General features: G+C 69.8%; 14 protein-coding genes and 1 pseudogene. 5 read left to right on the top strand and 10 right to left on the bottom strand.

Features of this window, described 5'->3' with window-relative positions; all coding sequences use genetic code 11:
• Positions 1–50 precede the first annotated feature (50 nt).
• Both ACFWX1_RS06515 and ACFWX1_RS06510 read left to right on the top strand, forming a co-directional pair.
• Entirely contained in the window at positions 51–599 is a 549-nt protein-coding gene (locus tag ACFWX1_RS06515) for a carboxymuconolactone decarboxylase family protein (RefSeq protein ID WP_378384508.1), read from the top strand.
• Positions 600–658: 59 nt separating this feature from the next.
• Positions 659–1,495, top strand: a complete 837-nt coding sequence (locus ACFWX1_RS06510; protein ID WP_378384506.1) for a dienelactone hydrolase family protein — start codon at positions 659–661, stop codon at positions 1,493–1,495.
• A gap of 54 nt (positions 1,496–1,549) precedes the next feature.
• Here ACFWX1_RS06510 and ACFWX1_RS06505 read toward each other — a convergent pair whose 3' ends face one another.
• From ACFWX1_RS06505 to ACFWX1_RS06490, 4 genes are all read right to left on the bottom strand, one after another.
• Complete coding sequence (locus ACFWX1_RS06505; protein WP_378384504.1) at positions 1,550–3,166, bottom strand: tannase/feruloyl esterase family alpha/beta hydrolase; 1,617 nt, start codon at positions 3,164–3,166, stop codon at positions 1,550–1,552.
• A 184-nt stretch (positions 3,167–3,350) separates the two neighbouring features.
• Positions 3,351–3,788, bottom strand: a complete 438-nt coding sequence (locus tag ACFWX1_RS06500; RefSeq protein WP_378384502.1) for a cupin — start codon at positions 3,786–3,788, stop codon at positions 3,351–3,353.
• A gap of 44 nt (positions 3,789–3,832) precedes the next feature.
• Positions 3,833–4,288, bottom strand: coding sequence for a nuclear transport factor 2 family protein (locus ACFWX1_RS06495; RefSeq protein ID WP_378384500.1), 456 nt, complete (start codon positions 4,286–4,288; stop codon positions 3,833–3,835).
• Complete coding sequence (locus ACFWX1_RS06490; protein WP_378384498.1) at positions 4,285–4,716, bottom strand: organic hydroperoxide resistance protein; 432 nt, start codon at positions 4,714–4,716, stop codon at positions 4,285–4,287. Before ACFWX1_RS06490 ends, ACFWX1_RS06495 begins: the two co-directional genes overlap by 4 nt.
• A 185-nt stretch (positions 4,717–4,901) precedes the next feature.
• Here ACFWX1_RS06490 and ACFWX1_RS06485 point away from each other — a divergent pair, with 185 nt between their 5' ends.
• Positions 4,902–5,555 carry a LysE family translocator gene (locus ACFWX1_RS06485; protein WP_378384496.1) on the top strand — a complete coding sequence of 218 codons (654 nt, stop codon included), beginning with the start codon at positions 4,902–4,904 and terminating at the stop codon, positions 5,553–5,555.
• A gap of 25 nt (positions 5,556–5,580) precedes the next feature.
• Here the strand turns inward: ACFWX1_RS06485 and ACFWX1_RS06480 are convergent, their stop codons facing one another.
• From ACFWX1_RS06480 to ACFWX1_RS06455, 6 genes are all read right to left on the bottom strand, one after another.
• Positions 5,581–6,162 carry a dihydrofolate reductase family protein gene (locus tag ACFWX1_RS06480; protein ID WP_378384494.1) on the bottom strand — a complete coding sequence of 194 codons (582 nt, stop codon included), beginning with the start codon at positions 6,160–6,162 and terminating at the stop codon, positions 5,581–5,583.
• A gap of 64 nt (positions 6,163–6,226) precedes the next feature.
• The gene (locus tag ACFWX1_RS06475; RefSeq protein ID WP_378384783.1) at positions 6,227–7,042 is read right to left on the bottom strand and encodes a helix-turn-helix domain-containing protein; all 816 of its coding nucleotides are present in this window, start codon (positions 7,040–7,042) and stop codon (positions 6,227–6,229) included.
• Between the two features lie 66 nt (positions 7,043–7,108).
• On the bottom strand, positions 7,109–7,930 hold the full coding sequence (locus ACFWX1_RS06470) for an enoyl-CoA hydratase/isomerase family protein (protein ID WP_378384492.1): 822 nt from the start codon (positions 7,928–7,930) through the stop codon (positions 7,109–7,111).
• A gap of 22 nt (positions 7,931–7,952) precedes the next feature.
• The gene (locus ACFWX1_RS06465; protein WP_378384490.1) at positions 7,953–9,101 is read right to left on the bottom strand and encodes an acyl-CoA dehydrogenase family protein; all 1,149 of its coding nucleotides are present in this window, start codon (positions 9,099–9,101) and stop codon (positions 7,953–7,955) included.
• On the bottom strand, positions 9,098–10,255 hold the full coding sequence (locus ACFWX1_RS06460; RefSeq protein WP_378384488.1) for an acyl-CoA dehydrogenase family protein: 1,158 nt from the start codon (positions 10,253–10,255) through the stop codon (positions 9,098–9,100). The genes ACFWX1_RS06465 and ACFWX1_RS06460 overlap by 4 nt, the downstream gene beginning before the upstream one ends.
• Positions 10,256–10,393: 138 nt before the next feature.
• Entirely contained in the window at positions 10,394–11,776 is a 1,383-nt protein-coding gene (locus tag ACFWX1_RS06455; RefSeq protein WP_378384486.1) for a KamA family radical SAM protein, read from the bottom strand.
• Positions 11,777–11,917: 141 nt separating this feature from the next.
• On the opposite strand from ACFWX1_RS06455, the gene ACFWX1_RS06450 reads away from it, so the two are divergent.
• Both ACFWX1_RS06450 and ACFWX1_RS06445 read left to right on the top strand, forming a co-directional pair.
• A complete protein-coding gene (locus ACFWX1_RS06450; RefSeq protein ID WP_378384484.1) occupies positions 11,918–13,522 on the top strand; it encodes an amidohydrolase in 1,605 nt (534 codons plus the stop codon).
• Between the two features lie 11 nt (positions 13,523–13,533).
• Positions 13,534–14,170, top strand: a pseudogene (locus ACFWX1_RS06445) (apolipoprotein N-acyltransferase); the annotation flags it as partial.

Here is a 14,170-nt window from a genome sequence, read left to right as displayed (position 1 = left end):
GTGGTGTTCCGGGAAGACTGAGCCGGAACACCACACCGCGAGGAGAACACATGCCGCACATCCCCGTCGACGAGAACCTGCCCGGAATCGTCGGGCTGCTCGCCTTCCGCCCGGAAACCGCCGCGCCGCTCAACCAGCTCGCCGAGGTACTCCTGCGCGGCCCGAGCAGCCTGACCGTCGGGGAACGGGAGCTGATCGCCGCGGTCGTGTCCCGGGCCAACGAGTGTCAGTTCTGCGCTCGCAGTCACGCCGCGGTGGCCGCGGAAGCGCTCGACGGCGGGACGCCCATGGTGGACGCCGCGTGCCAGGACGTCGACCAGGCTCCGGTGTCGCCGAAGATCCGCGCCCTGCTGAAAATCGCGCTCGCGACGCGGGAGAGCGGGCGCGCGGTGACCGGCGAACTGGTCGCGGCCGCACGTGCTCAAGGGGCGACGGACACGGAAATCCACGACACGGTCCTGATCGCCGCGGCGTTCTGCCTGTACAACCGCTACGTGGACGGGCTCGGCGCGGTCACCCCGGACAACAGCGAGCTGTACCGGCAAATGGGTGTCCGGCTGCTGGCGGACGGCTATCTCGGGATCGGCGCCGGGTCCTGAACATGGGACTCCGGTCAGTACCGTGGGCGGTGGCAGCCCGTTGACCGGAAGGCGGCTCGATGACCGACCACGACCTCAGTGGCTTCTCCCGGGAGGACTTCACCCACGACGGCGTCACGCATGCCGTCTACCGGCGCGGAAGCGGGCCCGCTGTGATCGTGATGTCCGAAGTCCCCGGCATCACGCCGAAGGTCGCCGAGTTCGCCGAGCGCGTCGCCGCGATCGGCTGCACGGTGGTCATGCCGGACCTGTTCGGACGAGCCGGGCGCGACCCGAACCCGGCCACCCACGGCTACGCGGCGACGCTCGCCTACGGGCTCGAGACGATGGCCAAGGTGTGCGTCAGCAAGGAATTCACGCTGCTGGCGACCGGCCGCTCCTCGCGGGTGGTGACCTGGCTGCGTGCGCTGGCCGCGCGGGAACACGAACGCTGTGGCGGGCCGGGCGTCGGCGCCGTCGGGATGTGCCTGACCGGGGGATTCGCGCTGGCGATGGCCGTCGACGACCGGTTGCTCGCGCCGGTGCTTTCCCAGCCGTCGCTGCCCTTGGCGATCGGCCGCGGGCGCGCGGGCACGATCGACATCTCGGCCGAGGACCTCGCCGTGGTGAAGGACCGTTGTGCCCGCCAGGGTCTGCAGGTGCTCGGAATGCGCTTCCGCGGCGACAAATTCGTGCCCGGGGCGCGCTTCGCGTTCCTGCGGCGAGAGCTGGGCGATGCGTTCGTGGCCGTCGAGCTGGCCGATGAGGACGCCAACCCGGAAGGCGTGCTCGCACCGCACTCGGTACTCACCGAACACCTCGTCGACAGCCCCGGCACGCCGACCCGGATCGCGCTCGACCAGGTGCTGGACCTCTTCCGCGCCAAGCTTCTCGGGGCGGTCGACGAGCACGCGTGACCGCCTCTCGTGGCCGTCCGTGCCGGGAACACGGACGGCCACGAGAGGCGAAGCTCAGCGCCCGGTGCAGCGGTAGCTCGACGCGGCCGCGGGATCACCGTGCCCGGTGTAGCGCGAGACCCGCGGGTACGGGCACAGGTTCCGGGTCGCCGAGCCGTCGGCGGTGGCCGCCGCGAGGGTGGCCGGTGCCTTGCCGTGCTCGACCCAGTTCACCAGCGCACCCAGCGGATCGGCCGGCTGCGGGCCCGCGCCGCCGCCACAGTGTTCGACGCCCGGGGCGAGGAACAGGCGGTAGAAGTCGTTCACACGGTCGGCGCCGCCCATCCGCCGCTCCACCTCCCGCCGGTACTGGAGCGTGCCGCCCGGCGGGATCAGCTGGTCGGCGGTGCCGACGTAGGTGAGCAGCTTGCCCCCGGCCCGGCGGAACGCGGACAGATCGGGATCCGAGGTGCCGATCGTGCTGTCGTACTCCCGCACCGACTGGCGGAACAGCTCGGTGAACTGGCCGTAGGTGATCGTCGCGGTGTCGAACTCCGGCTGCTTCTTCAGGAAGCTCTGCACCCACTTGACGGCCACGGGGAATCCCGGTGCGGACAGGGTGCCGTCCGGTGCGGCCTGCGTACCGGCCAGCCAGGTGAAATCCGCGCCCTTCGGCAGGCCCGCCCACAGCCTCCGGCCACGGTCGTCGGCCGGCCCCGCCCAGATCTTGCGCACGACGTCCGCGTCCGCGGCGGTCACGGTGATTTCCTTGCCCGCACAGGGAACTCGGGTGCCCACGAGGGCGCGGGGATCATAACCGCATTCGTCGGGACGGTCGATGATGCCGTCGGTGACTCCGTCGTCCGGGTCGCAGGCCTTGATCGCGGCCTTCCGGAAGGCGTCGAGGACGCAGTTGGCGACGAAATGGTGGTCGTTGTTCATCACGACCTTCGGCCACAGGGTCGCGACGGCGAACTGTGTCCAGTCGACCGCCGGGGCGTTGGCCAGGACGCCGTCGAAGTCATCGGGGTGGTTCCGGGCTTCGGCGTAGCCCTGGCGGCCACCGGTCGAGCAGCCGTTCCAGTACGCGTACGAGACGGACCGGTGGTAGAACTTCCGCGTCACGTCCTTGCCGACCACGGCCGATTCGTGCGCCGACCGGGTGGCGAAGTTCGTCAGCAGTGGCTGGTTGATCGTGCCGTCGGAGTTGAGCGCCCAGCCGGTGTCGAGCGGGTCGGCGGACACCCCGGCGTCGGTGGTCACACCTGCGTAGCCGTCCTTGACGGCCTGGACCAGCGGTGCGCCGAAGTTCCCGGCGGCGTAGGCGCTTCCGCCGACGGCCTGCAGCCGCCCCGTCCACCCGGTTTCCGGCAGGGTGACCGCGGTCTTGACGTGGTCGTTCGCGCCGAAATGACCGAGGGTGACGGTGATCTCGCAGTACGCCGGGACGTCGGTGACCGACGTGGCCGGGCCCAGCGGGGTGGCCGGGAACGAGACGGTGCCACCCGGGTGGCGGACCGCCTGTACCGTCTCGATCCTCGCGCCCACCGGAGCGGTAACCGGGATCGCGGTACAGCTGGACGTCGTCGCTTCGGCCACCGGCGCCACGGGCTGCGGTGTCGCGCTCGTCGCGAGCGGGATCAGTGCGGCGAGCGGTACCACGGCCGTCAGCAGTTTCGTTACGAGGCTCATCAGCTTCCTCTTCGGGGTGTCCGCTGGGGGACTCGACTGTCGGTGGCCGGTGTCGGCAGGCCTTCGTACTCGACGAAGTAACTCGCCAAGCCAGTGATGAAAACGTTGTAGTGGCGGGTTTTTCCTTCGTCCGGAATGGACCGTGACGGCCGGGCGCCGGGGAACGGGTGATCTTTCATGGCGGTCACTCGAACGAACAGCCGGGATTCGGGACGTCCACGGCCTGTGGTTGCCCGACGGGGTTCCGGTAGAGCACCTCGAGCACGACGGGGGTGTCTCCGAGGTTACGTCCGATGTGGACATAGCCAGGCCCGCTCGCCTCGGTGATGACCGCACCGGCGTGGTAGACGCCGTCGCTCGCGCAGGTGGAGTCGTGGTGACTCAGCACGCCCTGCTTGACGACGCCGCGCACTGGACCGGGGTGGAAGTGCCAGCCCGTACTGCCGCCCGGCGCGAGCGTGATCTCCTTCAGTACGTACTCGGTGCCGTCGGCCACGTGGTCGAAAATCGTGACCGCCGTGACGCCCCGTCCGGGCGTCGCGTTCGCGGTTCCCGGCAGTACGACGAGGGACAGGCCCGCGGCCGCTGTCGCGGCGACCGCGAAGCGACAAGCCTTGTGCATCGGAGAAATCCTTTCGGTGGACCATCCATTCCGGACGGTCGGGATCAGCGTGGCGCGGCGGCCGAGCGCAGATGGCGGCTGACGTCGCCGGCGAGGGTGATGCGGACGCGCCGTTCGGCGAACCTCCATCGCCCGTCGCCGCGGGCGAACCGGTCGTGGTACCGGCCGCAGGCGACGGGCTGCAGCGGCAGGTCGGGCAGCGCCTGGAACACGGTGACGTAGGAACGTGCGGTCGCTGTGCCCGCCTCTTCGTCGACCTCGATCGCGAGATTGGTGGTGACGTGCTGGGTCTTCGGCGTTCCGTCGGCGTAGACGATCAGCGTGTCGCGGAACATCTTCTCGATCGCTTCGCGACCGCTCACCGGCTCGCCGCTCCCGATGAACGTGGCGTCGGCCAGCAGGACGCCGAGCCCCGCGAAATCGCCGTCGTCCACGAGTTCGGCGTATCGCGCGATCAGGTTCTCGACGGCCCAGTGGCTTGTTGCCGGACCGGCGGTCACGCGACGGTGGCGTCGAGGGCGACTTCGATGTTGCCCCGGGTCGCCTTCGAGTACGGGCAGACCTGGTGCGCGCCGTGGACGAGTTCGTCGGCGGTGGCCTGGTCGATGCCGGAGGCCTCGAGGTGCAGCGCCGCGCTGAGCTTGAACTCGCCCGCCTCGGTGTCGTGGTGCAGCGTGACCTCCGCGACGACGGCGAGGTCTTCCAGCTTCACCTTCTTCACGCTCGCGACGCGGCGCACAGCGCCGACGAAACAGGACGCCCAGCCCGCGGCGAACAGCTGCTCGGGGTTCGTGCCCCCGCCCGCGCCGCCGAGCGCCTTGGGCACGGCGAGCCCGACGTCGAGCACCCCGTCGTCGGAGGTGGCGCGGCCCCCGTTGCGGCCCTCCGCGGTGGAGGTGGCGACAGCGGTGTAAGTGACTTCAGACATGAGCTTTCCTTCTGGTTCCCGGTTTTCCTGCGTGCCGGACACACGCTAGGAACCAGGGGGAAGCCGCGGCGACCGTCGCATGACGTCACCCGGGTACGTCATCGGCGTATGCGGCCCTTCCGGAAGCTCCGCATGATGTGATCCAGGTCGCTGGCGGTGGGCGACCTCGTGCGTAGGGTCTGGCCATGGTCACTCTCAACGCCGTGCTGGGCGTCGCCGCGATCGAGCTGGGCATGGTGCTCATCCCCGGCCCGAACATGATCTACCTGGTCTCGCGGTCGGTGACCCAGGGCCGCCGGGCCGGGCTGATCTCGCTCGCCGGGGTGGCCTGCGGCTTCTTCGTCTACCTGGTCGCGGCGACGGCCGGTGTGGCCACGATCTTCGCGCTGGTGCCGGCGGTCTACACGGCGCTGAAGCTGGCCGGGGCGGCGTATCTGCTGTGGCTGGCGTTCCAGGCGCTGCGGCCCGGCGGCAAGTCGGTGTTCGCGCCCACGGCGCTGCCGGCGGACCGGCCGGGGAAGCTGTTCACGATGGGCCTGGTCACCAACCTGCTCAACCCCAAGATCGCCATCATGTACGTCTCGCTGCTGCCCCAGTTCGTCGTCCCGGCCCGGGGCGGTGTCGCGGCGCAGAGCCTGACGCTCGGCCTGGTCCAGATCACCATCGCGATCACCGTGAACGGCCTGATCGCGATGTCCGCGGGATCGATCGCCCGGTTCCTCGGCAACCGGCCGGGCTGGCTGAAGGCCCAGCGCTACGTGATGGGCACCGTGCTCGGCGTGCTGGCGGTGCGCATCGCCGCGGACCGGTCCCGCGCGGTCGTCACCGCCGCACCATGAGTCCGCGCACCTGGTGCGGCCATCGTCAACGGCGCACCTGATAGCGCAGGTGAAGCACCCGGTTGCCCTGAATCACCACGTCGGGATCCTCCAGCAGGTGCTGCGCGTGGACCGATCCGAAGTAGCGCTTGCCGGACCCGAACACGACGGGTACGACGTCCATGCGCACCTCGTCGACAAGGCCCGCGGCGAGCACCTGGCCACCGACGTCGCCGGCGGCGACCTCGACCAGCCGGTCACCCGCGAGTTCCTGCGCCTTGGCCACGGCTGCCTCGATGCCGTCGACGAAGTGAAACGGCGCCTCGGGGTCCCAGCCCTCGGGCTCCGGCCGGTGCGTCACGACGACCACGTGGTCGATCCCGCTCGGCGGCTTCCCGTCCCAGCCGTCCGTCAGGTCGAACACGTGGCGGCCGGCGATCGTCACGCCGATCTGGTCCCAGTACGGCCGGGTGTAGTCGTAGGACTTCCGCGATACCTTGAGCGCTCCGCTCTCGTCCAAGGGGACGTCACCGCTGGACAACCAGTCGAACAGCGGTCCGGGCTGGTCGTTCTCGTCCGCGATGAAGCCGTCCACCGACACCGAGCTGTACATGACCACTTTGCCCACGGGGCTCTCCTTTGCTTTGGGGCCCTGAAATTAGCGTGTCGTGAGCTGTCGCTATTGTAAGAAATCAATCGGCGGGCAGCGGCCAGCTTGCCAGCACGTGGCCGGGATGTTCGTGCAGGAACCGCCGGCGGACTTCGAGGTACCGGGTCGGCGTGAGCCCGGTGAACTCCCGGAACTCGTGGCCGAAGTGGGCCTGGTCGAAGTAGCCTGCCCGGCTGGCGAGGTCGCCCCAGTCGATCGGCCCGGCGGGGTCGATCGCGAACACGGTGGCGGTGAGGCGGTAGGTGCGGGCCAGCCGCTTCGGCGTGACGCCGATGAGCTGCTTGAACCGCTGTGCCAGATGGGTGTTGCTGACACCGGCTGCGACACTCAGGTCGCCGATCGCCACCGCCCCGCTGGTCGCCGCGAGGACGCTGCTCGTCTGGCGGACCAGTGCCAGGCCGGCGGTCTCGCCCAGCCGTCGTCTGAGTTCGTCCTCGAGCAGCGTCAGCATCTCGTGCGGTCCGTCCGCCGTGGCCAGCCGGTCTCGCAGGTCGGTTATGGCGCGCCTGCCCCAAACCTGCTCCACCGTCACCGGCCGGTCGCACAGTTCGGCCGCGGGCATCGGCAGGAACGGCGCCAGCCCCCACGGCTTGAAGTGCACGCCGACGGACCGGGTCCGGTGTGGATAGCCGAACTCCCACGCGTGGGTGGGCATGGTGACCACGCAGCCGTCGGCGTACTCGGCCGTCTCGGTGCCGGTGCGGATGCGGAACGGCGCCCCGAGATTGACGATGAGCAACGCGGACGGTGCCGGAAGCAGTGTCAGCCGGGCGTACGGCGGCGCGCCCTCCAGGTAGTAGAGGTCGTCGATCAGCCCGTCCAGCGGCGGTCGCGGCACTCTGGACACGTACTCCACGCCCCCAGCATCGCCGACGCCCCGCCGGCATCACACGCCGGGCTCGAGTCAGGCGCCGCCGTCCTCGTGTCGTCGGGTGAAGTCGGGTTTGCGGCGTTCGCGGTGGGAGGCGAGGCCTTCGCGGACTTCCGGGCCGCCGAAGCCGTAGAACTCCAGCGCGAGTGAGGAGTCGAAGATGGCGCCGGCGATCTGCCGGTACCAGGCGTTGAGGCTCTGTTTGGTCCAGCGGATGGCGTTGGGGGCGCCGAGGGCGAGTTCCCGGGCGAGTTCTCGTGCGGTGGGCAGGAGGTCGGTGTCTTGGTCGACGCAGAGGGAGACCAGGCCGATCCGTTCGGCCTCTTCGCCGGTGAGGGGGCGGCAGGTCATGAGGTAGTACTTGGCTTTGGCCATGCCGCACAGCAGGGGCCAGCACACGGCGGCGTGGTCGCCGGCGGCGACGCCGAGGCGGGTGTGGCCGTCGATGATCTTGGCGGTCTTGGTGACTATCGAGACGTCGGCGAGTACGCCGGCGACGAGTCCGGCGCCGACGGCGGGGCCGTGGATCGCCGAGACGGTGGGTTTGGTGCAGTCGATGATGTTGTAGACGAGGTCGCGTGCCTCCCGCATTGTGCGGGTGCGGGCGTCGTAGTCGTTGGAGAGTTTCTCGACCAGGTCGAAGGAGCCGCCGGCGGAGAATCCCTTGCCTTCGCCGCGGAGGAGGATGGCGTTCACGTCCGGGTCCCGGTCGAATTCCCGCCAGATGTCGGCGAGTTCGCCGTGTGCGGCTTCGCTGACCGCGTTGAGGTTGGGTGCGTCCAGGACGAGTTCGACGACGCCCGCGTCGTCCGGGCCGTCCACCCGGAGGTTCTCGAAACGTGCGTAGCGGCTCATGCACTTCCCTTCTTGTGGTTTCTCAGATCTTGTGGCGGGCGATGAGCTGGGCGGCGATGACGTTGCGTTGGATTTCGTTGGTGCCTTCGCCGACGATCATGAGTGGTGCGTCGCGGAAGTAGCGTTCGACGTCGTATTCCTTGGAGTAGCCGTAGCCGCCGTGGACGCGGATGGCGTCGAGGGCGACCTGCATGGCTGTTTCGGAGGCGAAGAGTTTGGCCATTCCGGCTTCCATGTCGGCGCGTTCGCCGGCGTCGAGTTTGTCGGCGGCGTCGAGGGTGAGCAGGCGGGCGGCGCGCATTTTGGTGGCCATGTCGGCGAGCAGATTGCCCACGGACTGGTGTTTCCAGATCGGTTTGCCGAAGGATTCGCGTTCCTGGGCGTAGCGGACGGCGTCGTTCAACGCGGCTTGTCCGACGCCGAGTGCGCGGGAGGCGACCTGGACGCGCCCGACTTCCAGGCCGCGCATCATCTGCGACCAGCCTTGGTTCGGCGTGCCGCCGAGCACCGCGTCCGCGGGCACTTTCCGGCCGTCGAAGAGGAGTTCGCAGGCTTCGACGCCGCGGTAGCCGAGTTTCGGCAGTTTTTTGGAGATGGTGAGGCCGTCGCCGGGTTCGACGAGCAGGACGCTCATGCCGCGATGGGCGGGTTTCGCCCTGCGGTCGGTGATGCATAGCAGGCCGATGAGTCCGGAGTGGGCGGCGTTGGAGATCCAGGTCTTGGAGCCGGTGATCGAGTATCCGTCGCCGTCGGGGGCGGCGTGGGTGCGCATGGCCTGCAGGTCGCTGCCGCCGCCGGGTTCGGTGAGCGCCATCGTCGCGCGGACCCTGCCCTCGGCCATCGCAGGCAGATACTTTTCCCGCTGTGCGGGCGTTCCGAAGGTCTTGATCAGGTAGGTGATGACGGAGTGCCCGCCGATGGCGCCGGCGAGGCTCATCCAGCCGCGGGCGAGTTCTTCGGTGACGCGGGCGAAACAGGCGGTGCTGACGTCGACGCCGCCGTATTCGGCCGGGGCGAGTAAACCGAAGAAGCCGAGTTTTTTCATCTCGTCGATGAGCTCGGCCGGGTAGACGTCGTTCTCTTCGAACTCGCGGACGCGCGGGCGTACCCGTTCGTCGACGAACTCCGCGACCAGGGCCACCATCTGCTGTTCGTCGTCGGACAGCGTCATCGCCGGGCTCCGCGCACGAGACCGCCGCCGATGATGAGCCGCTGAATCTCACTGGTGCCTTCGTAGAGTCGCAGAAGCCGGACGTCGCGGTAGATCCGCTCGACGGGGAGTTCGCGCATGTAGCCGCTGCCGCCGTGGATCTGCACGGCCAGATCGGCGACCTTGCCCGCCATTTCGGTGCAGTACAGTTTGGCCGCGGACGGACCGATCCGCCGGTCCTCCCCGGACACGTAGCGTCGCGCCGTCTCGCGCACCAGCGCCCGCCCGGCCAGCACGCCGGTCTGCTGGTCGGCCAGCATCGCTTGCACCAGCTGGAAGTCACCGATCGGTGTCCCGCCCTGGGTGGCCGTCGTGGCGTGGGCGACTGACTCGTCCAGCGCGCGCTGCGCGGTGCCGACCGCGAGCGCGGCGATGTGGACGCGGCCGCGGGCCAGCGACGTCATCGCGGCGCGGTACCCGGTGTCCTCGTCACCCCCGACCAGACTCGACGACGGCACCCGGACGCCGGTGAACGCGACACTCGCGGTCCACGCGCCTTCCTGGCCCATCTTCCTGTCCTTGGCCGCGACGTCCACCCCGGGCGTGTCCGCCGGGACAAGGAAAACCGCGATCCCCGTGCCGGATGCATCGGCGGGGCGGGTGCGGGCGAACACTACGAACAATCCGGCGATGGGGGCGTTGGTGATGAAGCATTTCTCGCCGTCGATCACCCAGTCGTCACCGTCGCGGACCGCCTTCGTGCGCAGCCCCGCGGGATTGGACCCGGCGCCTGGCTCGGTCAGCGCGAACGACGCCACCACCTCGCCCGAGGCGATGCGTTCCAGCCACTCGGCCTTCTGCTCGTCGGTGCCGAAGTTGACCAGTACCTGCCCGGCGATGCCGTTGTTGGTGCCGAACATCGACCGCAAGGCCAGCGAGGTGTAGCCGAGTTCCATGGCCAGCTCGACGTCCTGCGTCAGATCCAGACCGAGACCGCCCCACTCCTCGGGGATCGCGTACCCGAACAGGCCCATCCCGGCCGCCTGCGCACGCAGATCGTCCGGGATCGCATCGGAGTCCATGATCTCCCGCTCACGCGGCACGACCTTCGCCCGGACAAAGTCACGAACGAGAGCCAGGATCGGTTCGAAGTCCTCGGAGCTCACAGCTTGCATGCCGTCACTATCCTCTTGGCGGCTCAGGGCGGCTGACGGGACTGACACGCGGAAGCGGCCCAGGGGCGACTCGATGAGCCGTCCTCTGGGCCGCTTCGGACACAGGTGCGTTCGGTCCTGACCGGTCCGCTAGCGGGCCTACTGGTTGGCCCACCACCGCTGACCGGCTTCGGGAAGGGTGGAGATCGGGTCGTAGTAGGGGTAACGACGCCGCAAGGCCTCCGGGTCCTCGTGTTCGATCCCGGTGCGGTAGTTCTTGGTCCAGTAGGAGATCCCGAGTTCCCGGTCGTACTCGGCGAGCTGGTGGACCCAGCGCTTCCCGACGTAAGGCACGTCGCAGACGATCCGCGGGGTCGCGTAGCCGGGGAGGTAGCCCATGATCGCGTGCTGGAGTTCCTGTGCTTCCCAGACGGCGACGCGCCAGTGCTCGGCGTTCGGGATCATGTCGCACATGTAGAAGTAGTACGGCAGGATGTTCGCCTCACCCTGCAGAGCGAAGCAGAGGTCGAGCAGTTCGGCAGGCGTCGCGTTGACTCCGCGCATCAGCACGCCCTGGTTGCGCACGTCCCGCACCCCGACATCGAGCGCGGTGCGGGAGGCCTCGGCCACCAGCGGGGTCACCGACTGGGCGTGGTTGACGTGCGTGTGGATGGCGAGGTTGACCCCGCGACGGCGCGCGGTGACCGCGACGCGCTGCAGGCCCTCGACGACCTTCGGCTGGATCCAGTGCTGCGGCAGCGCGGCCAGCGCCTTGGTCGCGAGCCGGATGTCCCGCACGGTCTCGATGTCCAGCAACCGCATCAGGAACGACTCCAGCTGCGGCCACGGCACGTTGGCGACGTCGCCGCCGGACACGACCACGTCCCGCACGCCGGGGGTCTTCTTGAGGTAGTCGATCATCGCGTCCTGCCGGTCGACCGGTTTGAGCGCGAGTTTGTGCTTCTCGATCTGCTCGGTGGAGTTGCCGACCAGGTCCATCCGGGTGCAGTGCCCGCAGTACTGGGGACAGGTGGAGATCATCTCGGCGAGCACCTTGGTCGGATAGCGGTGGGTCAGCCCCTCCACGACCCACATCTCCGCCTCGTGCAGCGAGTCCCGCTCGGAATGCGGGTGACTCGGCCACGCCATGTCACGGTCGCTGCGGACCGGCATCATGTACCGCCGGATCGGGTCGGCGTAGAACGCCTCGGTCACCTTCACCGGGTCGGTCCCCGCGTCCGGCGCCATCGTGTTGATCATCTGCGGCGGCAGCAGCATCGACATCGTGGCCATCTCGCGCTGGTCTTCGAGCAGGTCCTCGTAGAAGCGCTCGTGCAGCAGGTCACCCATCAGGGCACGCAGCTGCTTGACGTTGCGGACGCAGTGCACGCGCTGCCACTGCGCGTCACGCCATTGGGCCTCGGTGACGTCCCGCCATCCGGGGAAGCGTCGCCAATCGGGTTCCACCAGCTCGGCGCGGGCGTACTCGTAGGGCTGGTCAAAGGCGGCGGCTGGCGTCACAGGTTCCTGGATCGCAGTCACTTGTACTCCTAGTCGTCGGGAACACGTAAAAATATCCTGTCATAACGTTCTCACACCGTAAATATTCTCGCAGATCTCGGAGGGTCACAGCTGGTGATCCCCGCTGCGGAGCGGTCCACCCGACCGGGCACACTCGGGGACGTGACGAACGACAGGACGACGCTTCTGCTCGGCGGGCGCGTCTACTCCCCGGCCTCCCCGGACGCCACCGCGATGGCGGTCACCGGTGGCACGATCGTGTGGATCGGCCAGGACGCCCCGGCCCGCGCCCTGCATCCGGACGCCGAGGTGATCGACCTCGGCGGCGCGTTCGTCGCACCCGCCTTCGTCGACTCCCACGTGCACGCCACCTCGGCCGGGCTGCACCTGGCCGGCCTCGACCTCACCACCGTCCGCGACGCGGGCGAACTGCTCGCCGCCGTCCGCGACGCCGCGATCCCGGGCCGGGTCCTGCTGGCGCACGGCTGGGACGAATCCACCTGGACCAGCCCACGGCTGCCGAGCCGCGCGGAACTCGACGAAGCCGCCGGGAATGTCGCCGTCTACCTCAGCCGGGTCGACGTCCACTCCGCGCTCGTGTCGAGCGCACTGCTCGCGCTGGCCCCCGAGGCGGGCGAAGCCGACGGCTGGTCGGCCGACGGCCCACTGACCCGCGCGGCCCACCACCTCGTCCGCCACGCCGCGCGTGCCGCGATTGGCTCCGCCCAGCGGGAACAGGCCCAGCGCGCCTTCCTCGCCGACGCCGCCGCGCGAGGCGTCGTCAGCGTCCACGAATGCGGCGGGCCGGACATCTCCGGACGCGACGACTTCACCGCGCTGCTCGCGCTCGCCGCCGAATCCGGGCTGCCCGAGGTCGTGGGCTACTGGGGCGAGACCGACGTCGAAGCCGCCCGCGCGCTCGGCGCCCGCGGCGCGGCGGGAGACCTCTTCGTCGACGGTGCGCTCGGTTCCCGCACGGCCGCGCTGTGCGCTCCCTACCGGGACCGGCCCGCGGAGTCCGGCGCGCTCTACCTCGACGCCCACGCGATCGGCGATCATCTGGCCGCCTGCACCGAAGCCGGGGTGCAGGCCGGGTTCCACGTCATCGGCGACGCCGCGGTGGCGGAGGTGATCGAGGGCTTCCGGCTGGCGGAGAAGCAGGTCGGCCAGCGCGCCCTCGCCGCGCGGCACCATCGCCTGGAGCACCTCGAGATGGTCGACGCCGGCCAGGCCCGCGCGCTGGCGGGCTGGGGCGTCGTCGCGTCGATGCAGCCGCTGTTCGACGCGGCCTGGGGCGGCGAGCACGGCATGTACGCCGAACGTCTCGGGGAGCGCGCGGCCGGTCTGAACCCGTTCGCGGCGCTCGCCGCCGAGGGCGTTCTGCTCGCCTTCGGCTCCGACACCCCGGTGACTCCGCTGGACCCATGGGCCGCGGTCCGCGCCGCCGTCTACCACCACACCCCGGGTTCCGGGCTCTCGCCGCGAGCCGCGTTCACCGCGCACACCCGGGCCGGGCACCGCGCCGCGGGCGTCAACGACGGAGTAACCGGCAGCCTCGTCGCCGGCGCGCCCGCGCACTACGCCGTCTGGGACGCCACCGACCTCGTCGTCGCCACCCCGGACAGCCGCGTCCAGCGCTGGTCCACCGATCCGCGTGCCGGGGTGCCACCGCTGCCGAGGCTCGACGAGGACGCGCCGCTGCCCCGGTGCCTGCGCACCGTGCGCGGGGGAGAGGTCATCTACGACGACTTCACCTCCACCACGTAGAGTTACCTCCCGTGGTAGCGACCGCTGCGGACACCGAGCCCGAGGTGCCCGCCGAACCCGTCCGGCGACGCCGGATCTCGCGTGCCTGGCTGCTGCGCCTGTTCGCTGCGGCGGCGTCGGGTTTCGTGTTCTACCTGAGCTTCGCGCCGCGTCCACTGTGGTGGCTGGCGCCGCTCGCGTTCGCCGGCTTCGGGCTCGTCCTGCACGGACGCCGCTTCCGCGGCGGATTCGGCTACGGTTTCGTCTTCGGCCTCGCGTTCTTCCTGCCGCTGCTGACCTGGCTGCTCGACTTCCTCGGCCCGGACTTCGGCCCGTGGCCGTGGCTCGGCCTCTGCCTGGCGCTGTCCGTCTACTTCGGACTCGCGGGCTGGCTCGTCACGGTGGTGTCCCGGCTGCCGCTCGCTCCACTGTGGTCCGCGCTGGTGTTCGTCGCGCTGGAAACGCCGCGCACCTGGTTCCCGCTCGGCGGATTCCCGTGGGGACGGGTCGCGTTCAGCCAGCCCGAGGGCGTCTTCCTGCCGCTCGCCTCCATCGGCGGCGCCCCGCTCGTCGGCCTCGCCGTCTGCCTCACCGGCTTCTCCCTCGCCGCCCTGATCCGCCGCCTGGGGTCCGTGAAGGCCTCCTTCACGGCGCTCAGTGCCGTGACTG

The organism is Amycolatopsis sp. NPDC059021, from assembly GCF_042739895.1.
Lineage (GTDB): Bacteria > Actinomycetota > Actinomycetes > Mycobacteriales > Pseudonocardiaceae > Amycolatopsis.
The sequence above is the reverse complement of the archived record's forward strand: the minus strand, read 5'-3'. Positions and strand labels throughout refer to the sequence as shown.

Bases quoted from the DNA above. Each gene is read 5' to 3' on its own strand.
- ACFWX1_RS06515 (WP_378384508.1), top strand. From the start codon at position 51: ATGCCGCACATCCCCGTCGACGAGAACCTGCCCGGAATCGTCGGGCTG.
- ACFWX1_RS06510 (WP_378384506.1), top strand. From the start codon at position 659: ATGACCGACCACGACCTCAGTGGCTTCTCCCGGGAGGACTTCACCCAC.
- ACFWX1_RS06505 (WP_378384504.1), bottom strand. From the start codon at position 3,166: ATGAGCCTCGTAACGAAACTGCTGACGGCCGTGGTACCGCTCGCCGCA.
- ACFWX1_RS06500 (WP_378384502.1), bottom strand. From the start codon at position 3,788: ATGCACAAGGCTTGTCGCTTCGCGGTCGCCGCGACAGCGGCCGCGGGC.
- ACFWX1_RS06490 (WP_378384498.1), bottom strand. From the start codon at position 4,716: ATGTCTGAAGTCACTTACACCGCTGTCGCCACCTCCACCGCGGAGGGC.
- ACFWX1_RS06485 (WP_378384496.1), top strand. From the start codon at position 4,902: ATGGTCACTCTCAACGCCGTGCTGGGCGTCGCCGCGATCGAGCTGGGC.
- ACFWX1_RS06470 (WP_378384492.1), bottom strand. From the start codon at position 7,930: ATGAGCCGCTACGCACGTTTCGAGAACCTCCGGGTGGACGGCCCGGAC.
- ACFWX1_RS06465 (WP_378384490.1), bottom strand. From the start codon at position 9,101: ATGACGCTGTCCGACGACGAACAGCAGATGGTGGCCCTGGTCGCGGAG.
- ACFWX1_RS06460 (WP_378384488.1), bottom strand. From the start codon at position 10,255: ATGCAAGCTGTGAGCTCCGAGGACTTCGAACCGATCCTGGCTCTCGTT.